At 64.5% G+C, this 21,252-nt stretch carries 20 protein-coding genes; 17 read left to right on the forward strand and 3 right to left on the reverse strand.

Translation table 11 applies throughout. The features are described 5' to 3' along the window. Nucleotides 1-24: 24 nt before the first annotated feature. The 3 genes from CK221_RS09590 to CK221_RS09605 all read right to left on the reverse strand — a co-directional run bounded on the left by CK221_RS09590 (nucleotide 25) and on the right by CK221_RS09605 (nucleotide 3,176). The gene (locus CK221_RS09590; RefSeq protein WP_067324441.1) at nucleotides 25-507 is read right to left on the reverse strand and encodes a MarR family transcriptional regulator; all 483 of its coding nucleotides are present in this window, start codon (nucleotides 505-507) and stop codon (nucleotides 25-27) included. Next, complete coding sequence (locus CK221_RS09595) at nucleotides 507-2,078, reverse strand: NAD(P)/FAD-dependent oxidoreductase (protein ID WP_095777542.1); 1,572 nt, start codon at nucleotides 2,076-2,078, stop codon at nucleotides 507-509. Before CK221_RS09595 ends, CK221_RS09590 begins: the two co-directional genes overlap by 1 nt. 306 nt (nucleotides 2,079-2,384) lie before the next feature. After that, complete coding sequence (locus tag CK221_RS09605) at nucleotides 2,385-3,176, reverse strand: cyclase family protein (protein ID WP_095777544.1); 792 nt, start codon at nucleotides 3,174-3,176, stop codon at nucleotides 2,385-2,387. 118 nt (nucleotides 3,177-3,294) lie between these two features. Between CK221_RS09605 and CK221_RS09610 the strand changes: the two genes are divergently transcribed. The 17 genes from CK221_RS09610 to CK221_RS09695 all read left to right on the forward strand — a co-directional run bounded on the left by CK221_RS09610 (nucleotide 3,295) and on the right by CK221_RS09695 (nucleotide 21,248). Then, on the forward strand, nucleotides 3,295-4,869 hold the full coding sequence (locus CK221_RS09610; RefSeq protein ID WP_095777545.1) for an NAD(P)/FAD-dependent oxidoreductase: 1,575 nt from the start codon (nucleotides 3,295-3,297) through the stop codon (nucleotides 4,867-4,869). A gap of 108 nt (nucleotides 4,870-4,977) precedes the next feature. After that, on the forward strand, nucleotides 4,978-6,504 hold the full coding sequence (locus CK221_RS09615) for an ABC transporter substrate-binding protein (RefSeq protein WP_095777546.1): 1,527 nt from the start codon (nucleotides 4,978-4,980) through the stop codon (nucleotides 6,502-6,504). Nucleotides 6,505-6,605: 101 nt separating this feature from the next. After that, nucleotides 6,606-7,613: an ABC transporter permease gene (locus CK221_RS09620; RefSeq protein WP_067003667.1), complete on the forward strand. Its 1,008-nt coding sequence runs from the start codon at nucleotides 6,606-6,608 to the stop codon at nucleotides 7,611-7,613. After that, complete coding sequence (locus CK221_RS09625; protein WP_095777547.1) at nucleotides 7,606-8,454, forward strand: ABC transporter permease; 849 nt, start codon at nucleotides 7,606-7,608, stop codon at nucleotides 8,452-8,454. Before CK221_RS09620 ends, CK221_RS09625 begins: the two co-directional genes overlap by 8 nt. Before the next feature lie 8 nt (nucleotides 8,455-8,462). Further along, a complete protein-coding gene (locus tag CK221_RS09630; protein ID WP_179295100.1) occupies nucleotides 8,463-9,341 on the forward strand; it encodes an ABC transporter ATP-binding protein in 879 nt (292 codons plus the stop codon). After that, the gene (locus CK221_RS09635) at nucleotides 9,334-10,164 is read left to right on the forward strand and encodes an ATP-binding cassette domain-containing protein (RefSeq protein WP_095777549.1); all 831 of its coding nucleotides are present in this window, start codon (nucleotides 9,334-9,336) and stop codon (nucleotides 10,162-10,164) included. The genes CK221_RS09630 and CK221_RS09635 overlap by 8 nt, the downstream gene beginning before the upstream one ends. A gap of 82 nt (nucleotides 10,165-10,246) precedes the next feature. Further along, nucleotides 10,247-10,846, forward strand: a complete 600-nt coding sequence (locus CK221_RS09640) for a VOC family protein (RefSeq protein WP_095777550.1) — start codon at nucleotides 10,247-10,249, stop codon at nucleotides 10,844-10,846. A 188-nt stretch (nucleotides 10,847-11,034) separates the two neighbouring features. Beyond that, nucleotides 11,035-13,329 (forward strand): bifunctional salicylyl-CoA 5-hydroxylase/oxidoreductase, encoded by a 2,295-nt coding sequence (locus CK221_RS09645; RefSeq protein ID WP_095777551.1) that lies wholly within the window; start codon nucleotides 11,035-11,037, stop codon nucleotides 13,327-13,329. A 169-nt stretch (nucleotides 13,330-13,498) separates the two neighbouring features. Next, the gene (locus tag CK221_RS09650; protein ID WP_095777552.1) at nucleotides 13,499-14,257 is read left to right on the forward strand and encodes an SDR family NAD(P)-dependent oxidoreductase; all 759 of its coding nucleotides are present in this window, start codon (nucleotides 13,499-13,501) and stop codon (nucleotides 14,255-14,257) included. Next, complete coding sequence (locus tag CK221_RS09655; RefSeq protein WP_067003657.1) at nucleotides 14,251-14,715, forward strand: MarR family transcriptional regulator; 465 nt, start codon at nucleotides 14,251-14,253, stop codon at nucleotides 14,713-14,715. Before CK221_RS09650 ends, CK221_RS09655 begins: the two co-directional genes overlap by 7 nt. Next, the gene (locus CK221_RS09660; RefSeq protein ID WP_095777553.1) at nucleotides 14,712-15,524 is read left to right on the forward strand and encodes an enoyl-CoA hydratase family protein; all 813 of its coding nucleotides are present in this window, start codon (nucleotides 14,712-14,714) and stop codon (nucleotides 15,522-15,524) included. The genes CK221_RS09655 and CK221_RS09660 overlap by 4 nt, the downstream gene beginning before the upstream one ends. A gap of 228 nt (nucleotides 15,525-15,752) precedes the next feature. Beyond that, nucleotides 15,753-16,901 (forward strand): acyl-CoA dehydrogenase family protein, encoded by a 1,149-nt coding sequence (locus tag CK221_RS09670; protein WP_095777554.1) that lies wholly within the window; start codon nucleotides 15,753-15,755, stop codon nucleotides 16,899-16,901. A gap of 43 nt (nucleotides 16,902-16,944) precedes the next feature. Continuing rightward, on the forward strand, nucleotides 16,945-17,340 hold the full coding sequence (locus CK221_RS09675) for a RidA family protein (protein WP_095777555.1): 396 nt from the start codon (nucleotides 16,945-16,947) through the stop codon (nucleotides 17,338-17,340). 228 nt (nucleotides 17,341-17,568) lie between these two features. Beyond that, on the forward strand, nucleotides 17,569-18,297 hold the full coding sequence (locus CK221_RS09680) for a GntR family transcriptional regulator (RefSeq protein ID WP_095777556.1): 729 nt from the start codon (nucleotides 17,569-17,571) through the stop codon (nucleotides 18,295-18,297). A 159-nt stretch (nucleotides 18,298-18,456) separates the two neighbouring features. Then, entirely contained in the window at nucleotides 18,457-19,596 is a 1,140-nt protein-coding gene (locus tag CK221_RS09685) for an aminotransferase class V-fold PLP-dependent enzyme (RefSeq protein WP_095777557.1), read from the forward strand. Nucleotides 19,597-19,679: 83 nt separating this feature from the next. After that, the gene (locus CK221_RS09690; RefSeq protein WP_067003647.1) at nucleotides 19,680-20,465 is read left to right on the forward strand and encodes an ABC transporter substrate-binding protein; all 786 of its coding nucleotides are present in this window, start codon (nucleotides 19,680-19,682) and stop codon (nucleotides 20,463-20,465) included. A 108-nt stretch (nucleotides 20,466-20,573) separates the two neighbouring features. Further along, a complete protein-coding gene (locus CK221_RS09695) occupies nucleotides 20,574-21,248 on the forward strand; it encodes an amino acid ABC transporter permease (protein WP_067324409.1) in 675 nt (224 codons plus the stop codon). Nucleotides 21,249-21,252 lie beyond the last annotated feature (4 nt).

Consider the following 21,252-nt stretch of genomic DNA (forward strand, 5'->3'; position numbering starts at 1 on the left):
TGGACGGCGGCGCGTACGTCAAACTCAAATGTCGTGCTTGCGGATGTTCTTCAGCATCTTCTGCAGAATCGCGATCAGCGCGGCATATTCGGCATCGTCAACGCCGTCGAACATCGCTTCGAAGGCATCATGCATGGCCGGCCAGGCGCGGGTGAAAAGCGCCCGGCCGTCATCGGTCAGGAACACATGGCGGAAGCGGCTGTCGGCGACGCCCTGCTCGCGCCGCACGAGGCCCTGGCCTTCCAGCGCGTCGAGCGTGCGACTCAAGGTCGATTGCTCGATCACCGTATAGACCGAGAGGTCGTTGACGGTGATGCCGTCGGTGACCGAGAGCACGGCCAACGTGCGCACCTGCGGAATGGTCAGGCCCTGCTTGCGAAAGTCTTCTCGCAGGGTGGCGTTGTAGCGGCCCATGATGCGGTTCATCAAATAGGGCGCGAATTGCTGCAGGCCGATCTGGCCGAGGGTCGAGATGCGCTGGCGCTTTTCCGGAAGCTTCTGCTCCATCAGAGCCTCCCCGCCAGCAGGAAGCCGGAGCCGCCGCCGAGCCCTGCGCCCGGGTGCGTCGAGGCGCCGATATGGTACAGGCCCTTAATGCCGGTCTCGTGATTGCGGCTGGCCTTGAACGGCCGCCACAAGAAGGACTGGTCGATGGTGGACGAGCCGCCATAGGGATCGCCGCCGACCAGATTGATGTTCATCGCTTCCAGATCGGCAGGCGAATAGGCGCGGCGCGCGATGATGGTGTCGCGAAAACCATCGATGTGATGAGCGAGGATCGCCTCGACGCGGTCGGCGTAGGCCTCGCGCAGCGCCTCGGTCCAGCGGCCATCGGCTGGAGTCTCGAGCTTGCCGGCGGCATCGCCCTTGATGTGGCGCGGCGTTTCCGGAAGCTGCAGCCACAGGATTGCCTTGCCCTGCGGACAGCGCGACGGATCGAGCGCGTGGGGCTGGCCGACGCAGATCGTCGGCACTTCCGGCAACAGGCCGCGCACCGCTTCGTTGCAGGCTTTCGACACACCATCGAGTCCCGGCGTCAGATGCAGCAGCGCCACCTTGTCGAGGCCCTCGCCGCGCCAGGCCGGCGGCTTGTTCAGCGCGTAGTGGAGCTGGAAGTTGCCCTTGCCGTAGCGGTAGTCACGCATGGCTTTCGCGGCGGTTTCCGGCGCATCGTTGCCGAGCAGGCGGCCATAGAGCTGCGTCGGCGTGACCGAGCAGATGACGCTCTTCCCTGCCCTCAGCGTCTCGCCGGAGGCGAGGCGGACCCCGGTGGCACGGCCGCCGGTCTGGACGATCGAGGCGACTTCGGCGTTGACGCGGATTTCGCCGCCGCGCTCCTTGATCAACGCTTCGAAGGCGGCGAGCAGGTTCTTCGCCCCTCCCTTGACGATCGGTGCGCCGGCCGCCTCCAGCGCGAAGGCGATGACCTTGGCGATCTGGCCGGAGAAGGCGTCTTCCGGCCCAAGCCCGGCATGCAGCACCCAGGGCGCCCAGAGCGCGCGGACGGTATCGGACTTGTACGCGGTCTCCAGCCAGCCCCGCGCCGGCACCAGCGCCTCGCCCAGGACGGCGGCAAGCTCGCGCGGACCGCGCCGCCACGCCTCGCCGGCCATGAGCTTCGTCGTCGGATAGGACCAGAGCGCGCCACCGAGCAGGCCGAACAGCAGTCCGGCATTGCGTTCGATGTCGCCGACATCGCCGCCATGACGGTCGCCATCGCCGGAGGCAAATGCGTTCAGCGCCGCGATGTTGGCGGCCCGGTCGGTGGTGAGCACGGCATGGCTGCCGTCGGGCCGAAGCACGCCGGTGGGTGTGGTCGTGTGACAGAATTCCAGCCCGTGCCGCGCAAGATCCTTGCCGAGCGCGGCATAGGCCGGCGAGGTGATGAAGAGGACGAAGGTCGTCGCCATCACGTCATGGACGAAGCCGGGCGCCGTGATCTCGTCGGTGCGCATGCAGCCGCCGATGCGGTCGTTGCGTTCGAGCACGAGCACTTTGGCGCCCTTGGCGCCAAGCATCGCCGCGCAGACCAGGGCGTTGATGCCGCTGCCGACGATGATGTGATCGGCAGCGGTCATTGAGGGGAGCTCCCTGCTTTCGGGAGATCGGTTTCAATTGCGCGGGTCAGGGTTCCTTCACGCCCCCCTCTGCCCTGCCGGACATCTCCCCCACGAGGGGGGAGATCGGACGTCACCCTTGCTTTCGCCAATCTCCGACGTCGCAGAACAGTGTGGAGCGCCGAAACCGCCAATCTCCCCCCTTGTGGGGGAGATGTCCCGCAGGACAGAGGGGGGCGCCATAGAGCGCCAGCGTCGCTCCGATCCCACCTCTCCACTACTCCATTGTCCGCGAGCATGATCTTCTCCCGAAGACCGCCACCTCGCCTATTGGCCCGGCACCAGCGCCAGGGCGCGGATCGGGCTGCCGGTGCCGTGCTCGATCTTGAGCGGGGCGGCGATCAGGATCGCGCCTTTCGGCGGCAGCTGGTCGAGGTTGCAGAGGCTGGCGAGGCCATAGCGATTGGCTTTGTGCATCAGCGTGTGCGCCGGGAAAGGCGGCTCCATGCCGCCGGCCTTGCCGGCATCGGTGCCGATCGTCTCCGAGCCCCAGCCCTTGATGTCCTTGCTGATCAGGAACTGGATGGCTTCCGCCGTCGGGCCGGGTGTATGCGGGCCGGTCTCGTTGGCATTGAGGAAGTCGGCTTCCGAACCGTTGCGCTTGTACCAGTCGGTGCGCATCACCACCCATTCGCCGGCATTGATGGTGCCGTGCTCGGCCTCCCACGCCTTGATGTGGTCGACGGTGAGAAGGAAATCGTGATCGGCGGCGGCTTCCACCGAGCAGTCGATGACATTGACCGGCCCGACGAAATTCTGCGCCGGGATGGTGTCGGTGGCGCCGTCCGGATAGTCCTTGCCGGTGATCCAGTGCTGCGGCGCGTCGAAATGCGTGCCCGAATGCTCGCCGAGCTTCAGCCAGTTCCAGGCCCACCACGGACCATTCTTGTCATACTTTGAAATGGGGTGGATCTCGACCTTCGGCGTGTCGACGGCGAGTTCCGGCGGCAGCTTGATCAGCGGCGTGTTGGGTCCGAGCGGCGCCGACAGGTCGACCACCCTGATGGCGCCCGAAAGCAGCTGGCCGGCGACCTCGCCGAGGAGTTTCTGCGTGTCCATTGTCTTCGTTCCCTCTTGTTCGTGCTCATCGAGGCTCGTTGCGGCCCTTAATATCCTACTAGACGAAAACATATGCATCTGCAATTATCTTTAAGCATAAAGCATTTTGGGGCAGGGCGTGAGCGAGTTCGACGCCATCTTTGTCGGTGCGGGCCACAACAGTCTGGCCTGCGCCGCGCATCTGTCGCTCAAAGGCTGGAAAACCGCGGTTTTCGAGCGCAACGCAACTATCGGCGGCGCGGTCCGGACCGCGGAATACACGCTTCCCGGTTTCAGGCACGACTTCGGCGCGATGAACCTGAGCCTGTTCGCTGGCTCTCCCTTCCATCGGAAATATGCAAATGAATTGAAAAGCCATGGGCTGGAATTCGCGCCCGTCGCCGATTGTTTCGCCAGCGCTTTCCCGGATGGAAGATGGTTTGGCGTCAGCAACGATCTCGAGAAGACGACATCGCGGCTCGCCACCTTCTCCGCGGCCGATGCCGCTACATGGCGCCGGCTGGTCGAGGCCTTTCCAGGCGAGGCGGAGCATCTGTTCCCGCTGCTCGGATCGCCGATGAACCCGCGCGCGCTCGCCGGCACGGCCTGGTATCTTTGGCGCAAGAAAGGCATTGGCGGCGCGCTCGATACCGGCCGCTTGTTGCTGTCTTCCCCCCGCGCGTGGCTCGAGGACAATTTCGAGACGCCGCACGTGCAAACCACGCTCGCCGCCTGGGGCATGCATCTCGACTTCGCGCCCGACATCGCCGGCGGCGCCGTGTTCCCTTATCTGGAATCAATGGCCAACCAGAGTTTTGGCATGGTGCTCGGCAAGGGCGGCGCCGACACCATCATCCGCGCGCTTGTCGGCATGGTCAAAGCGGCCGGCGGCAAGATCATGGCCGGCGCGGAGGTGGCGGAGATCACCGTCGCCGGCGGCCGCGCGACCGGCGTGCGGCTCGCCTCCGGCGATTTCCATGTCGCCAGCAAGGCCGTCATTGCCGGCGTCGCGCCCAAGGCGCTGACTGGCAAGCTGTTGCCGAACGGATCCGGCGATGCCGGCTTTGACGCGGCGATGAAAAAGTTCCGCCATGCGCCGGGCACGATGATGATCCATCTGGCACTGGACGATCTGCCGGACTGGAGCGCCGGCGCCGAGCTTCGCCACTTCGCCTATGTGCATCTGGCGCCGTCGCTCGATGCCATGTCGCGCACCTATCAGCAGGCGATTGCCGGCGTGCTGCCCGATCAGCCGGTGCTCGTCGTCGGACAGCCGACCGCCGTCGATCCCTCGCGGGCGCCAGAAGGCAAGCACGTGCTCTGGGTCCAGGTGCGCATGCTGCCGGCGGAAATCCTTGGCGATGCCGCCGGCAAGATCGCGCCCGGTTCCTGGGACGCGGTCAAGGACGCCTATGCCGAGCGCGTGCTCGACATCATCGAGAGCTACGCGCCTGGTTTGCGCCAGAAGATCCTCGGGCGCGCGATCTTCTCGCCGCTCGACCTCGAGCGCGAGAATCCGAACCTCGTCGGCGGCGACCAGATTTGCGGCAGCCACCATTTGGCGCAGAATTTTCTCTTCCGTCCGGCGCGCGGCTTCGCGCGCTGGAACACGCCGGTGTCAAACCTCTACCTCACCGGCGCCGCGACATGGCCCGGCGCCGGCACCGGTGCCGGATCCGGCTTCATGTTGGCGCAACAACTGGGAGGACACTAGCAGCAGAATTCCAGGATGGACAAGGCGCGGTTGCCCACCAGACCTTCCGAATGAACAACGCCGCGCGGACAATGAGTCAAAAACCGACAACCAACAAGGGGAACGACCATGACCATCAACAGACGCGATTTGCTTGGATTTGGCGCGGCAGCGCTTGGCGCGGCGACACTCGGACTGCCGAAGGCAGCCAAGGCGGCGGACGAGCTCACCATTGCCTACAACGTCAACCTGCCATCCTGGGACCCGACGACCGGGCCTTCGGCGGTGAACCCGACCATCCAAGGCCTCTACCAGTCCGTGTTCGACCAGTTCATCCCGCAGAAGCCGGACCTCTCCTTCACACCCGGCCTGCTCACCGAATGGGGTTGGAACGACGATCGCAGCAAGGTGACGATGACGGTCCGCGACGGCGTGAAATGGCATGACGGCTCGCCCTTCACCGCCGAGGACGTTGTCTGGTCGCTGCAGCGGGCGGGCGACGAGAAGACCGGCAACCCGATCCAGTTCGTCTGGAAGAACGTCAACAACTTCAAGATCGACGGAAACAAGATCACCGGCGACGTCGTGCAGTTCGATCCGGTCTATTTCAAATGGATGTCGTTCCTGACCGGCTACATCATGCCGAAGGCCTATTACGAGAAGGTGGGCGCGGAAGGCTTCGAGAAGGCGCCGATCGGCACCGGGCCCTATATGGTCGACAAATTCGAGCGCAACGCCTTCCTGCGGCTGAAGGCCAATCTGAATTACTGGGGTGCCAAGCCAGCCTTCGAGAATGTGACGATCAAGTTCGTCACCGACGCGGCAAGCCGCGTCGCCGAGGTCGAGTCCGGCTCCTCGCAGGTGACGCTCGAAATCCCCTATGAAGAATATGACCGGCTGATCGCCAAGGACGGACTCGCCGGCTCGATCAAGAATGTCTCCGACATCGGCATGATCTTCTTCAACGACATCGAGGCGATGCTCGACAAGAACGTCCGCCAGGCGGCTGTGATGGCAGTGGACAAGGAGCTCTTGGTCAAGCGGCTGCTGCGCGGCTACGGCCAGCCGATCGCCACGCTGGAGACGCCGGAATACACGGCCTTCGACGCGTCGATCAAAGTCGAGCACAATCCGGAAAAGGCCAAGGAACTGCTCGCCGCTTCAGGCTATTCGCCCAAGAAGCCGGTCAAGTTCACCATCCAAACGACCAAGGGCTTCAAGCCCAAGGATTATGAGATGATCCAGGCGATCGTCGGCATGTGGCGCAAGGTCGGCATCGAGGCCAATATCGAGGTCTACGAGATCGCCAAGCATTACGAGCTGCGGGCCGCCGACAAGCTGGCGCCGGCCGCCTTCTACAACTGGGGCAATGCGATCGGCGATCCGACCACCTCGACCGGCTTTGCCATGTATGGACCTAGCCCGCATTCGGTGTGGGACAGCCAGGACCTGATCGACATGATCAATCCGCTGTGGGGCGAGAAGGACGAGGCCAAGCGCATCGCCGGCTGGAAGGCCGTCGACAAATACATCGCCGAGCAGGCCTATGTGCTGCCGCTGATGCAGTATGCTCAGCCGATCGTGCACTCGAAGAAGGTCAATGTCGTGCAGCATGTATCGGGCGCGCTGCTGCCGGCGCTGATGACCCCGGCCTGATGACATCTGGGAAGCTGCGCTGGCGCAGCGCACCTTCTCCAACGACGCGCAGGCCCCCTCATTCGGCCGGTGAGGGGCCGAATGCATTAGGCTCAGCGAGCATGCTGCTGCAGAGATTTCTTGTTCGTCTGATGACGATGCTGGTCACACTGTTCGGCGTCGCCGTCGTCGTCTTCGTCGTCATCCGCGTGGCGCCCGGCGACCCGATCGCGATGATGCTGCCACCCGGCGCCAGCAATGACGACATAGCGCGTCTGCGCGCGCTCTATGGGCTGGACAAGAGTATTGCGCAGCAGTTCTTCATCTGGCTCGCCGGCGTGCTGCATGGCGATTTCGGCACTTCGATCTCGCTGCGCCAGGATGTGCTCGGCCTCGTCTTCAACCGGCTGCCGGCGACGTTGGAATTGGCCATCGTCGCGCTGTTGATGGCGGTGGCGATCGGCGTCTCCGCTGCGATCCTCGGTGCGCGTTCGCGTGGCACGGCCGTCGAAGCCGGCATCGACATCGCCGGCGGCGCGACGCTCTCCATCCCCGATTTCCTGTGGGGCCTGGTGCTGATCCTGCTGTTCGGCGTGCTCATCCCGGTGTTCGACATTTCCGGTCGAGTGTCACCGCAACTCGACCTGCCCTTCGTCACCCAGTTCTATCTCGCCGAGAGCATTCTCAGGCTCCGCTTCGATCTCACCTGGGATCTGCTCAAGCACATGCTGATGCCGGCGATCGCGCTGGCGTTGCCGCTGGCGGCGATCATCGCGCAACTCCTGAAACAGTCGCTGAAGGAAGTGCTCGACCTCGACTATGTCGTGCTCGCGCGGGTCAAAGGCTTTTCCGAAACGCAGGTTATCCTGCGCGAGGCGTTGAAGAACGCGGCGCTGCCGACGCTGACGCTGGTGGGCGTGCAGTTCACCTTCCTGATCGGCGGCACGGTTATCGTCGAGCGGCTGTTCTCCTATGAGGGTCTCGGCAATATGGCGATCGATGCCGTCATCAACCGCGACCTGCCGCTGATCCAGGGCATCGTGCTGGTCTTCGCGCTGCTCTTCGTGCTGATCAACCTTGGCGTCGACATGATGTATGCGCTGCTTAATCCGAGGCTGCGTCATGGATGAGGCGCGCATTTTGCGTCGGGGCCTCAGCCCGCGGCTATGGCTGGCCGGCGGCTGGCTTCTGCTGGCGCTGCTTGCGGCCATCTTCGCGCCGCTGATCGCACCGCAAGATCCGCTGGCGCAGGACCTGATGCTCGAGCGTCTGCCGCCCTTCTGGCTCGACGGCGCCGAGCCCGGCTATTGGCTGGGCACCGACAGCCTGGGCCGGGATCTCCTGTCACGGCTGATCTTCGGCGGCCGCATCGCCTTCATCGTCGCCTTCGCCGCGGCGGCGTCCGCCTGCCTCATCGGCTCGGCGCTCGGGCTCATTGCCGGCTATTTCGGCGGTTGGGCCGACCGCGTCATCTCGCGCATCGTCGATGTCTGGATGGCCTTCCCGCCGGTGCTGTTCGCGATCCTTTTAGTCGCGGTGTTGGGCACAGGCTTGAGCTCCGTCATCATCGCCATCGCCGTCATCGACTGGACGCGCTTCTGCCGCGTGATCCGGGCCGAGGCGATGAGTCAGGCGCGCATGGACTATGTCGAGAGCGCGCGCATCGCCGGCTATGGCCGCATCGGCATCATGCTGCGCGAAGTCCTGCCCAATGTGCTGCCGTCGGTGGTGGCGCTCTTGTCGCTTGAGATGGGCATCGCCGTCATCGTCGAGGCGATCCTCTCCTTCGTCAATCTGTCGATCTCGACCGACGATCCGACCTGGGGCGGCATCATTGCCGAGGGCCGGCTGTCGATCCACCAGGCCTGGTGGGTGCTGGTGTTCCCGCTGATCACATTGATCTTCACCGTGCTGTCCTTCAGCCAGTTCGGCGAAGGATTGAAGGCGCGTTTCGATCCGGTGCTGCGATGAGCGCCAATATGGAACCATGCCTCGAAATCCGCTCCTTGAGCGCAGTGCTGCCCAACGGCCAGCGCGTGCTGCGCTCGGTATCGCTCACCGTGCAGCCGGGCGAAGTCCGCGCGCTGGTCGGCGAGAGCGGCGCCGGCAAGACGATGATCGGCAAGGCGGTGCTCGGCGTGCTGCCGAAAAGCGTGCGCATCGTCGAAGGCGAGATGCTGATCGAGGGCGAGAGTCTCGGCCGCCTCGATGCGAAGGCGCGGCGGACGCTGATCGGCGCGCGTACCGCGCTGATCCCACAGGACCCGCTCACCGCGCTCAACCCGTCGCGCCGCATCGGCCCGCAGACGACCGACCGGCTGGTGCGCATCCTCGGCTGGAGCGGTGAAAAGGCAGACGAGCGTATCCGGCAGTTGCTCCAAGAGGTGCAGATCCGCGAGCCCGAACGTGTTCTGAAATGCTATCCGCACGAGCTTTCGGGCGGCATGCGCCAGCGCGTGCTGATCGCGGCCGCCTTCGCCGCCGAGCCCAGACTGATCGTCGCCGACGAGCCGACGACGGCGCTGGACGTGACCGTGCAGAAGCAGATCCTGCGCCTCATCGCGCAATTGCAGCGCAACCACGGCACGGCGCTTCTGTTCGTCACGCACGATCTCGGTGTCGTCGCCAAGATCAGCCAGAAAGTGTCGGTGCTCTATGCCGGCAAGGTGGTCGAAGAAGCCGCGACCGCCGACCTCTTCGCATCGCCGCAGCACCCCTACACGCGGGCGCTGATCGCGGCGACGCCGCGCTATACCGATCCCTACGCATCGCTGATGCCGGTGAACGAAACCGTGCTGGCTGGGCTCGCGGACGAGATCGCGGGCGCCGACAGGGCGTGGAGGCCAAGCCATGGCTGAGCCGCTGTTTTCCGTCCGCGGACTGAAGGTGGCGCTGCCCGACATGACGCGCAAGCCGCTGATCGGCCGGGCGCCACTGGCCGAGATCCTCAAAGGACTGGACTTCGACCTGCCCAAGGGATCGGTGACCGGCATCGTCGGCGAATCCGGTTCCGGCAAGTCGACGCTCGGCCGCGCGCTGGTGCGGCTGATCGAGCCGAGCGCCGGCTCGATCAGCTTCGAAGGGCGAGACATCGGCCATCTTTCGGAAGCGGAGCTCAGACCGCTGCGTCGCGACCTACAGATGATCTTCCAGGACCCGATGTCGTCGCTCAACCCGCGGCACACCATCTTCAGCATCATCGCGGCACCCTTGAGGCAGAACGGGCTTGGCGACCGGCTGAAGGAGCGCGTGGCGGAAGCCCTGCAGCGTGTGGGCCTGCCGCAGAGTTTTGCCGGCCGCTACCGCCACGAGCTGTCCGGCGGGCAACGCCAGCGCGTCGGCATCGCACGGGCGCTGGCGCTGTCGCCGAAATTCGTTTTGGCCGACGAGATCGTCTCCGGCCTCGACGTCTCGACGCAGGCACAGATCCTGACGCTGCTGGAAAAGCTCGCGGCCGAGATGGGGCTGACGGTCGCCTTCATCAGCCATGATCTGTCGGTGATCCGGCGGCTCTGCCGGCAAGTCATCGTCATGCGCGAGGGAAGGATCGTCGAAGCCAGCGCAACCGACGCGCTCTTCGACAATCCGAAGGAGACTTACACGCGCGACCTGCTCGCTGCCATCCCGCTGCCTGAGATCGATGCGGACTGGCTGCAGCCGCCTGCAAAGGCACCGGCATGAGAAAGGCAAACCTTGTCCGCACACCGAACAGCGGGCCTCGGATGTGCATGGGAGCAAAGTCAGCCCGCCAAAGGAGGGTGACATGAAATACGCCACAAGCGGCGCAATGGTCGGCGCAATCCTGTTCGGTTCAATGGGAATGGCTTCGGCCGACTCGATCCCCGGCATGCGCGGCCATGACCATACCGGCATCACCGTGCCCGACATGAAGCAGGCCGTCGACTTCTTCACCAATGTGGTCGGTTGCAAGAAGGCGATGTCCTTCGGGCCGTTCGCCGACGACAAGGGCACCTTCATGCAGGACCTGCTCGGCGTCGATCCAAAAGCGGTAATCGAGGAAATCACCCTGGTGCGCTGCGGCTATGGATCGAACATCGAATTGTTCAAATACACCGCGCCCGACCAGAAGGACCTGACGCCGAAGAACAGCGACATCGGCGGCTTCCATATCGCCTTCTATGTCGACGATGTCGCCGCCGCGAAGGCCTATCTCGACGCCAAGGGCGTGAAGACCAGGATGGGTCCTCTGCCGGTCAAAGAAGGACCGGCCGCCGGTCAAACCATCCTCTACTTCCAGGCGCCCTGGGGACTGCAGCTGGAAGCGATCAGCTATCCCGACGGGATGGCTTACGAGAAAGGCGCCGAGACTGTGCTGTGGAGTCCCAAAGATCCAGCCAAGTGAGCTGATCGCGCCGCAATTGTTCAATTATGAAACTTTAAGGTTGAAATAATTGCCGGCAGGCGCGATACTGATGTTGCAACCGCCGGCCCCTCGGCGGTCCCTGATGCCCATTGAGCGTTTGACGCAATTCCGGACGGGAAACCGCTACGCACTTTCCCTGGGAATTGCTCTAGAGGAGATCGCAAGACATGAAGGTTGCGGTTCTCGGCGGCGGACCGGCCGGCCTCTATTTTGCCATCTCGCTGAAGCTGCGCGACGCCGCGCATGACGTGACGGTCTACGAGCGCAACCGCCCCGACGATACGTTCGGCTGGGGTGTGGTGCTGTCGGCCGAAACGCTGGAGAACCTGACCAGGAACGACCCTGTCAGCGCGGTCTGGATCAGGAAGCATTTTGCCTACTGGGACGACATCGCCGTCATTCATGACGGCGTGCGCACGGTGTCGACCGGCCACGGCTTCTGCGGCATCGGCCGCAAGCGGCTTTTAATTCTGCTCCAGCGCCGTGCGCGCGAGCTCGGCATCAAGATGATGTTCGAGACCGAGATTTCCGATCCCAGGCCGTTCATGGAAACGCACGACCTTGTCGTTGCGGCCGACGGATTGAACTCGAAGTCGCGCGCCACCTTCGCCAACGTTTTCAAGCCCGACATCGACACGCGCAAATGCAAGTTCGTGTGGCTCGGCACCACGCAGAAATTCGACGACGCGTTCACCTTCATCTTCGAAAGGACGCAGCATGGCTGGGTGTGGGCGCATGCCTACCAGTTCGACAGCGAGACCGCGACCTTCATCGTCGAATGCAGCGAACAGACCTGGGCTGCCTTCGGTTTCGGCGCGATGACGCAACAGGAATCGATCGCTGTCTGCGAGCGCATTTTCGAAAAGCATCTCGGCGGCCATTCGCTGATGACCAATGCCAATCACATCAGAGGTTCGGCCTGGATCAACTTCCCGCGCGTGCTTTGCGAGCGCTGGTCTTACAAGAATCTGGCGCTGATGGGCGACGCGGCGGCATCGGCGCATTTCTCGATCGGATCCGGCACGAAGCTGGCCCTGGAGAGCGCCGTCGCGCTCGCCGACTATGTCGAGTCCGAGTCCGACCTCGAAGCGGCCTTCCGCAAATACGAAGATGCTCGCCGCACCGAGGTGCTGAAACTGCAATCGGCGGCGCGCAACTCGCTCGAATGGTTCGAGGAAGTCGAACGTTATCTCGGGTTGGATCCAGTTCAATTCAACTATTCGCTGCTCACCCGCTCGCAGCGCATCAGCCACGAGAACCTTCGTCTGCGCGATGCCGAATGGCTGGCGGGCGCGGAGGAATGGTTCCAGCGCAAGGCCGGCGCCGGCGGCAACATGCTGCGCCGCGCGCCGATGTTCGCGCCATTCAGACTGCGCGAGATGGCGCTCACGAACCGCATCGTCGTCTCGCCGATGGCCCAGTACAAGGCGGTCGACGGCTGCCCGACCGACTGGCATTTCGCCCACTATGCCGAGCGCGCCAAGGGCGGGGCCGGGCTCGTCTATATCGAGATGACCTGCGTCAGCCCGGAGGGACGCATCACCCCTGGCTGCACCGGCTTCTACAAGCCCGAGCATGAGGTCGCCTGGAAGCGGCTGGTCGATTTCGTCCACGCCGAGACCGAAGCCAAGATCTGCGCCCAGATCGGCCATTCAGGCCCGAAGGGCTCGACCCGCCTCGGCTGGGAAGGAACGGACGAGCCGCTGCCCTCCGGCAACTGGCCGGTGATAGCGCCTTCAGCCGTGCCGTGGTCGCCACAGAATCAGATGCCGAAGGCGATGAACCGCGCCGACATGGACCTTGTGCGCGACCAGTTCGTCGCCTCGGCGGAGATGGCCGAGCGCTGCGGCTTCGACATGCTGGAGATCCATGCCGCGCATGGCTATCTGCTCTCCGCCTTCATCACGCCGCTGACCAACAGGCGCACCGACGACTATGGCGGCTCGCTGGAGAACCGCATGCGCTATCCGCTGGAGATCTTCCACGCGGTGCGCGCCGTGTGGCCGGCCGAAAAGCCTATCTCGGTGCGCATCTCGGCCAATGACTGGGTGGGCATCGAAGGCGTCACGCCGGCCGATGCGGTCGAGATCGCCAAGCTTCTGCATCAAACCGGCGTCGATCTCTGCGACGTCTCGGCCGGCCAGACCACGATCGCCGCCAAGCCGGTCTATGGCCGCATGTTCCAGACGCCGTTCTCCGACCGCATCCGCAACGAGGTCGGCATGGCGACGATGGCGGTCGGCAACATCTACGAGCCGGACCACGCCAACTCGATCCTGATGGCCGGACGCGCCGATCTGGTGGCGCTGGCCAGGCCGCATCTCAGCGATCCCTATTGGACGCTGCATGCGGCGGTCACCCTCGGCGATCGCGGCGTCAAATGGCCGGATCCTTATCTGCGCGGACGCGACCAGATCTACCGGCTGGCCGAACGCGAAGCGGCGGCAGGGCTGAAGGTATGAGCGCATTTATGTTTTCACGTCGGCGCCGCCCCTCATCCGCCTGCCGGCACCTTCTCCCCGTGAAGGACGGGGAGAAGGCACAAGCTCAAACGCTGGCGGCCCGCTCTCCCCGTCCTTCACGGGGAGAGGGTAAGGATGAGGCGCAGCGCCTTGCCTGGAGGACTGGCGCATGATTGCCGGCAAGCATGCGCTGGTCACCGGCGGCGGCTCCGGCGTCGGCCGTGCGATCGCACTGTCGCTGGTGGAAGCCGGCGTCGCCGTCACCATCTGCGGCCGCCGCAAGGCAGCGCTGAATGAAGTCGCGAAGGCAAACGACCGCATCTTCGGCATCGGCGCCGATGTCACCGACGAAGCCGACATGACGGCGCTGTACGAGAAGGCCGAGGCGGCGCGCGGTCCCTTCGAGATCGTCGTCGCCAATGCCGGGATGGCTGTCAGTGCGCCGGCGCACAAGACCTCGCTCGCCGACTGGCAGCGCTCGCTCGACGTCAACCTCACCGGCGCCTTCCTGGCGGTGCAGCCGGCGCTTGGCGGCATGCTGGCGCGAAACACAGGCCGTATCGTTTTCATTGCCTCGACCGCCGGACTGAAGGGCTACGCGTATGTCGCGCCCTACGTAGCGGCCAAGCATGGCGTCGTCGGGCTGATGCGGGCGCTCGCAGCCGAGACCGCCAAGTCCGGCATCACCGTCAACGCCATCTGCCCGGGCTTCGTCGAAACCGACATGCTGGAGGACTCCATCCAGCGCATCATCGAGAAGACCGGCCGTTCCGCCGATGAGGCACGCGCGAGCCTTTCGGCTGCGAACCCGCAGGCACGTTTCATCCAGCCGGAAGAGGTCGCCGCGACGGTGCTCTGGCTCTGCAGCGATGCGGCGCGGTCGATCACCGGACAGGCGATCTCGGTCTCGGGAGGCGAGACATGGTAGCGGGACCGACGTCTACCGGGCCGGGCAAGGACAGGTTGCGGCTGTGGATCCGCCTGCTGCGTGCTTCGCGCACGATCGAGGCCGAGCTGCGCGAGCGGCTGAAGAAGGAGTTCGACACCACGCTGCCGCGCTTCGACGTGATGGCGGCGCTCTACCGCTCGCCGGAGGGCATGCTGATGAGCGACCTGTCGCGATTCCTGCTGGTGTCGAACGGCAATATCACCGGCATCGTCGACAGGCTGGTCTCCGAAGGGCTGGTGACGCGCGCGCGCCGCAACGGCGACCGCCGCACCTCGATGGTGCGGCTGACCGAAGAAGGTTCGAAGTCTTTCGCGGCAATCGCCGCGGCGCATGAGAACTGGGTCGGCGAGCTCCTCGGCACTGTCAGCGAGGACGAAGCGCGCCGGCTGACCGGCATGCTGAAATCGTTCCGCAGCAATTGGGAGGGACGCGAATGAGCGCCATGGCCAAGCTCAAGCCGAAGCACTTCCTCTGGGAGGTGGAAGGCAGGGTCGCGAAGCTCCGGCTCGACCGGCCGGAGCGCAAGAACCCGCTGACCTTCGACAGTTATGCGGAGCTGCGCGACACTTTTCGCGATCTCGCCTACGCCGATGATGTCGATGCCGTGGCGTTCCTTCCCAATGGCGGCAATTTCTGCTCGGGCGGCGATGTCCACGACATCATCGGACCCTTGGTCAAGATGGACATGAAGGCGCTGCTCTCCTTCACGCGAATGACCGGCGACTTCGTCAAGGCGATGCTGAATTGCGGCAAGCCGATCATCGCGGCGGTCGATGGCGTCGCCGTCGGCGCCGGCGCGATCATCGCCATGGCCTCCGACATCCGCATCGCGACGCCGGAAGCAAAGACCGCGTTCCTGTTCACCCGCGTCGGCCTTGCCGGGTGCGACATGGGCGCCTGCGCGATCTTGCCCCGCATCATCGGCCAGGGCCGCGCCGCCGAACTGCTTTACACCGGCCGCACGATGAGCGCGGCCGAAGGCGAGCGTTGGGGGTTCTACAATCGGCTGGTCGATGCGGCGGGGCTCGAGGCCGACGCGCTCGAGATGGCAGCGCGCATCGTCTCCGGCCCGACCTTCGCGCACGGCATCACCAAGACGCAGTTGAACCAGGAATGGTCGATGGGTCTCGACCAGGCGATCGAGGCTGAAGCGCAGGCACAGGCGATCTGCATGCAGACCGGCGATTTCGAGCGTGCCTACAAGGCGTTCGTGGCCAAGCAAAAGCCGGTGTTCGAGGGGAATTGAGGATGGCTCTTTTAACGGAGACGTTGGCGGGACAGCGCCCCCCTCTGTGCCGGACATCTCCCCCACTAGGGGGGAGATCAGCTGTCGTCTCTGCCTTCGCCGATCGCCAAGGTCGCAAGAATGAGCGGAGCGCCAAAACTGCCAATCTCCCCCCTTGTGGGGGAGATGTCCGGCAGGACAGAGGGGCGCGCCGTAAAGTGCAAACCTCGCAGAAGTGCGGAGGCACAAATGCTTGACCGCTCCTTCCTCCATTGGCCCTTCTTCGAAGACCGCCACCGCCAGCTCGCCGAGCAACTCGACGCCTGGTGCGCCAAGAAACTGCCCGTCGATCACCACGATGTCGACGCGGCCTGCCGCAACCTCGTCTCCATGCTCGGCCGCGACGGCTGGCTGAAGCCGACGGCGCTCGATCCCGACAAGCCGGAGCCGCTCGACGTGCGCACGCTCTGCATCACCCGCGAGACACTCGCCCGCCATGACGGGCTCGCCGACTTCGCCTTCGCCATGCAGGGCCTTGGCACCGGCGCGATCTCGCTGTTCGGCACACCGGAACAGCAGCGCTGGCTGGAAAAGACGCGGGCGGGCCAGGCGATCGCAGCCTTTGCGCTGTCGGAGCCGCGGTCGGGATCGGATGTCGCCAACATGGAGATGGCGGCTGTCCGCGACGGCGACTTCTATGTGCTTTCGGGCGAGAAGACCTGGATCTCCAATGGCGGCATTGCCGACGTCTATATCGTCTTCGCCCGCACCGGCGAGGCGCCCGGCGCCAAGGGAATTTCCGCTTTGATCGTGCCTGCGGACACCAAAAGCCTTGGCATCGCCGAACGATTGGAAGTTATCGCCCCGCATCCACTCGCGCGGCTCTCCTTCGACAATGTGCGCGTTCCGGCTTCCGCCCTGATCGGCAAACCCGGCGACGGTTTTCGGATCGCCATGTCGGTGCTCGACGTCTTCCGCTCGACGGTGGGTGCCGCGGCGCTCGGCTTTGCTCGAAGAGCGTTGGACGAAAGCATCAAAAGGGTGTCCGAGCGAAAACTGTTCGGCGCGCCGATGGCCGAACTGCAGATGGTGCAGGGCCACATCGCCGACATGGCGCTGGATGTCGACGCCGCCGCCCTGCTCGTCTATCGCGCCGCCTGGACCAAGGATATGGGCGCCGCCCGCGTCACTCGCGAGGCGGCAATGGCCAAGCTGTTCTCCACGGACAAGGCGCAGGAAGTGATCGACAAGGCGGTGCAGCTGCATGGCGGCGACGGCGTGCGCAAGGGCCACATCGTCGAGAGCCTCTATCGCGAGATACGCGCGCTGCGCATCTATGAGGGCGCCTCCGACGTGCAGAAAGTGGTGATCGCCAGGCAGGTGATGGGAGCGGCGTGAGACCATGCCTTGCGGGTCCCATTTCAGTTAAGGGAGGCTAGACATGCACACGATCCTGCAGCCGGAAGGCTGGGCCAAACCGATCGGCTATGCCAACGGCGTTGCCGCGCGTGGCCGGCTGGTCTTCATCGGCGGCCAGGTCGGCTGGAATGCCGAGTGCCGGTTCGAGACCGACGATTTCGTCGATCAGGTGCGCCAGACGCTCTCCAATATCGTCGCCGTTCTCGCCGAAGCCGGCGGGGAGCCGCAGCACATCACCTCGATGACCTGGTATTTTACCGACAAGGCCGAGTACCTCGCCAACCTCAAAGGGATCGGCGAAGCCTACCGCGCCGTCATCGGCCGGCATTTTCCGGCGATGGCCGCCATGCAGGTGGTGGCGCTGGTCGAGGACCGGGCGAAGGTGGAGATACAGGCAATCGCAATTATTCCGGAGTGAGCCGGAGGCGCTACTGGCTTCTATTTCGCAATGGCCTGAAGCGGCGAAGGCGGCTACGCCAACTCGGCGCTGACGCTCGAGGGATCGTATCTGCCTTCCGTCCGTCAGCATTGCCGTGACAGTACGGCAACGGCCGCTTGGCTGCCGGCAGAATTTGTGATCAGATGATCATACCGCGTCGGCGGATATTCGCACATAAACTTTGCCGGCTCCCAAGGAAGCAAAAGCGTGGCTCTGGGCTTCGAACCAATATCGGGACGCATCACGGTCCAGGATGGCGTGTACCAGCAGCTTCGCCATGCCCTCATGGTCGGCAGCTTCGATCCCGGGCAGGTGCTCACCATCGCCTCGCTGGCGGAGGCTTTCGGCACCTCAAATATGCCGGTGCGCGAGGCGTTGCGGCGGCTGGCGGCGGAGAACGCGCTGGAAATCTCGCAGAACGGCTCAGCCTGCGTGCCCGCGGTGACTCGAGCGCGGCTCGACGACCTCTGCCGGGCCCGGCTCGCCGTCGAGGGGCTGGCCGCCGAGCTTGGCGCGCCGCGCCTGACCGCAGCCGAGATCGGCTTGCTGCAAAGGGTTACTGACGACCAGCGGGCGATCGGCCGCGACGGCAGCATCTACGAGCTGATCGCCAAAAACCAGCAGTTCCACTTCACCATATACCGCGCCTCCGGCTCCGATGTGCTGTTTCAGCTGATCGAGACGCTGTGGCTGCGCTTCGGTCCGTACATGCGGCTGTTGTCCAACCATGTCGCGCCGCTGATGCGCGCCGGCACCATGGAGCCTTCGGGCCGGCACGCCGCAATCATAGCGGCCATCAAGGACAAGGATTTCACCCGCGCGCGCGACGAGGTGGTGGCCGATATCACGGCGACACAAGCGACTTTGCGGGCGATCTGTCCTGACGTGCCGGAGCCCAGACCGGTCGATTTTGCCGCTTTCGGAAGGGCGCCTTGATAGGCGGCCGCCGCAGAGTGGCTTTGAAGCCGCCTGGGCCAAGCTCCTGGACCAAGAGAACAGCCGGATTTTGAGGCGCCGACCCGCATTTCTTCAGCCGCGGCGCATTGATCCCTGTCCGTATTTGTGATCACATGATCACAGGGAGCGAGACAGCGAATGTCCGGCTATTTTCTCTATCATTCGATCGGCACCTTCCCCGGCAAGGCCGAGCGAATGGCCGCCTCGCTGACGGATTTCTCGAACATCTGGTCGGCGGAAGACGACGGTCAGTGGCCTGCCGCGCTTGCGGCGCGGCAACGCTTCATCGATGCCTGGAGGCGGCTGATCGAGGCGCCGCAAGGCACGCTGACCACGGCCGAGAATGTCACCGCCGCGCTCTATAGCCTGATCGGTGGCTTGCCGACGGAGCGGCTGGCGGGAAAGCGGCTGCTGGTCGCCGCCGACTGTTTTCCTAGCCTGCATTTCCTGCTGGCGGGCTTGGGAGAGCGTTTCGGCTTCACCCTCGACACCGTCCCATTGCGGCCTGGCGAGACCTGGGTTCGCGACCAGGATTTCATCGACCGCTGGCAGGCGGATGTCGGGCTCGCGCTCATTACCTTCGTCACCTCGACGGCCTCGTACCGCTGCGATGTCGGCCGCCTCGCCGCGCATGGCCGCGCCGTGGGCAGCATAGTCGGCGTCGATGTCACACAGGGCATCGGCGTGGCGCCGTTTTCGGTTGCCGCGACGCCGGTCGATTTCGTGGTCTCGACTTCGCTCAAATGGCTGTGTGGATCCTCCGGCGCCGGCATTTTGCAGGTCGCGCCGGACCTTCTGGCGTCCTGCCGGCCGGAGTTGCGGGGCTGGTTCAGTCAGCCGAACCCGTTCTCCTGGGACCTCGACGCTTTCACTTACGCCGACGATGCGCGCCGCTTCGATCATGGCACGCCGGCGATCCTGGCAAGCGTCGCCTCGCTGCCCGGGCTGGAGTGGGTGGAACAGACCGGCATCGACATCATCCGCGCGCAGAATGCCGGGCTCGTCGAGCGTATCATCGGCGCCGCGCTGGAGAATGGCTGGGAGATCCGCTCGCCGCTCGATGCCAGTGAACGCGGCGGCAGCGTGATGCTCGGCCTGCCGCAAGGCACCGAGCCGGCGAAGATCATAGCTGCGCTTCGCGACGAGCGGTTTTACTGCGATGCGCGCGGCACCACACTGCGGCTGTCTCCCGGCATGGTCACCACAGAGACGGCGGTCGATGCGCTGATCGCGCAGCTCACGGAGCATATCGGTTCGCGGCGACGCCGTGCGTCGTGAATTCAGGTACCGCCTCGCCTGCGGCGCCCGGGAGTTTGGCGCCGGAAAGGGGCGGATCAGGAACCGAACCAGAGGGAAGCAAGATGTTGAAACGTCTAGGACTGATTGGGATGGCCGTCGCTGCCGGCCTCGCCTTTGCGGCGCCCGCCTTTGCCGACAAGATCATGGTGGGCGCCTATCCGGCCAACCCGCCATGGGAATACAAGACCGATTCGGGTGCCTTCGAGGGGTTTGAGATCGACGTCGCCAATGATGTCGCCAAGCGCATCGGCGCAGAGGTCGAGTTCCAGGATCTCGGCTTCCAGGCGCTGTTCGCGGCGACCGCTTCGGGCCGCATCGACTTTGCCGTGTCCTCGATCTCGGTCACCAAGGAGCGGCTGCAGAACCAGGGCTTCACGCAAGCCTATTACGACAGCGACGGTACCATCGTCGGCAAGGCGGATTCCGCCATCAAATCGCTTGACGATCTGAAGGGCAAGACCATCGGGGTCATCGCCGGCTCGACGGGCGAAGCCTACATGAAGGAGAACGCCGCCAAGCTCGGCGTTGCAGAAACCAAGAGCTACAACGCCCAGCAGGACCTTCTGCTCGACGTGCAGAACGGCCGCATCGACGGCGGCGCGGGCGAGCTCGCCGGCTTCCTGTTCGCCATCAAGCAGATGCCAGCGCTTAAGATCCTGGTGCGCATCCCGACGGGCGAGCGCTTCGCCATGATGACCAAGAAGGGCCATCCGCTGCTTGAAAAAGTCAACGACGCCATCAGCGAAATGAAGAAGGATGGCACCATGGCCGCGATCCACAAGAAGTGGTTCGGCGTCGATCCGGAAGCCGGCACCAGCACGGTGACGCCTGGCCCGATCCCGCAATAAGCCGGCTAATCAGAAATTCCGACGAGAGCGGCAGCAAGAGTTGGCGCTCTCGCTTCGACCATTTGGGTCTCGCCAAACACGGCGAACCTTGTCTCACGGTGAGCGCCGATGGAACTGATCGACACCTTCTTCAACTGGGGCATCCTGGTCCGATCGTTTCCGATCCTGATCCGCGGTCTTGGCAACACCATTCTGCTCGGCTGCGCGGCGATCATCTTCGGCACGATCGGCGGGCTGGCGATCTGCCTGGTGCGGCTCTACGCGCCGAAGCCGCTCAGGCGGCTGGCGACGCTCTATATCGACATGTTCCGCGCGCTTCCGATCCTGGTGGTGCTGATCCTGATCTACTACGCCCTGCCCTTCATCGGCATCCGCCTGTCGTCCTTCGTCTCGGCAGCACTTGCGCTGTCACTGGTGTTGGCGGCCTTCACGGCGGAAGTCTGCCGCGCCGGCATCGAGAACATTCCGAAGGGCCAGTTCGAGGCGGCCTCGGCGCTCGGCCTGCCCTTTTGGGTCGCCATGCGCAAGGTGATCCTGCCGCAAGCGATCCGTGTCGTCATTCCGCCGCTCACCAGCAACTGCGTGTCGGTGTTCAAGGACACCGCGCTCGCCTCGGTGGTGGCGATGCCGGACCTCTTGAAGCAGGCGACCGACGCGCAGGCGCTGATGGCCAATCCGACGCCGCTGATCGGCGCGGCGATCATCTATCTCGCCTTCCTGTGGCCGCTGGTGCGGCTGGTCGGCTACCTCGAAGAGCGCGGCAAAGCTCGGTCCGCGCACTGATCCC

The sequence above is a fragment of the Mesorhizobium sp. WSM3868 genome (assembly GCF_002294785.1).
In the GTDB taxonomy this organism is placed as follows: Bacteria; Pseudomonadota; Alphaproteobacteria; order Rhizobiales; family Rhizobiaceae; genus Mesorhizobium.

Coding starts and splice junctions, on each gene's coding strand:
- CK221_RS09590 (WP_067324441.1), bottom strand. CDS start 507: ATGGAGCAGAAGCTTCCGGAAAAGCGCCAGCGCATCTCGACCCTCGGC.
- CK221_RS09595 (WP_095777542.1), bottom strand. CDS start 2,078: ATGACCGCTGCCGATCACATCATCGTCGGCAGCGGCATCAACGCCCTG.
- CK221_RS09605 (WP_095777544.1), bottom strand. CDS start 3,176: ATGGACACGCAGAAACTCCTCGGCGAGGTCGCCGGCCAGCTGCTTTCG.
- CK221_RS09615 (WP_095777546.1), top strand. CDS start 4,978: ATGACCATCAACAGACGCGATTTGCTTGGATTTGGCGCGGCAGCGCTT.
- CK221_RS09620 (WP_067003667.1), top strand. CDS start 6,606: ATGCTGCTGCAGAGATTTCTTGTTCGTCTGATGACGATGCTGGTCACA.
- CK221_RS09625 (WP_095777547.1), top strand. CDS start 7,606: ATGGATGAGGCGCGCATTTTGCGTCGGGGCCTCAGCCCGCGGCTATGG.
- CK221_RS09630 (WP_179295100.1), top strand. CDS start 8,463: ATGGAACCATGCCTCGAAATCCGCTCCTTGAGCGCAGTGCTGCCCAAC.
- CK221_RS09635 (WP_095777549.1), top strand. CDS start 9,334: ATGGCTGAGCCGCTGTTTTCCGTCCGCGGACTGAAGGTGGCGCTGCCC.
- CK221_RS09640 (WP_095777550.1), top strand. CDS start 10,247: ATGAAATACGCCACAAGCGGCGCAATGGTCGGCGCAATCCTGTTCGGT.
- CK221_RS09645 (WP_095777551.1), top strand. CDS start 11,035: ATGAAGGTTGCGGTTCTCGGCGGCGGACCGGCCGGCCTCTATTTTGCC.
- CK221_RS09650 (WP_095777552.1), top strand. CDS start 13,499: ATGATTGCCGGCAAGCATGCGCTGGTCACCGGCGGCGGCTCCGGCGTC.
- CK221_RS09655 (WP_067003657.1), top strand. CDS start 14,251: ATGGTAGCGGGACCGACGTCTACCGGGCCGGGCAAGGACAGGTTGCGG.
- CK221_RS09660 (WP_095777553.1), top strand. CDS start 14,712: ATGAGCGCCATGGCCAAGCTCAAGCCGAAGCACTTCCTCTGGGAGGTG.
- CK221_RS09670 (WP_095777554.1), top strand. CDS start 15,753: ATGCTTGACCGCTCCTTCCTCCATTGGCCCTTCTTCGAAGACCGCCAC.
- CK221_RS09675 (WP_095777555.1), top strand. CDS start 16,945: ATGCACACGATCCTGCAGCCGGAAGGCTGGGCCAAACCGATCGGCTAT.
- CK221_RS09685 (WP_095777557.1), top strand. CDS start 18,457: ATGTCCGGCTATTTTCTCTATCATTCGATCGGCACCTTCCCCGGCAAG.
- CK221_RS09690 (WP_067003647.1), top strand. CDS start 19,680: ATGTTGAAACGTCTAGGACTGATTGGGATGGCCGTCGCTGCCGGCCTC.
- CK221_RS09695 (WP_067324409.1), top strand. CDS start 20,574: ATGGAACTGATCGACACCTTCTTCAACTGGGGCATCCTGGTCCGATCG.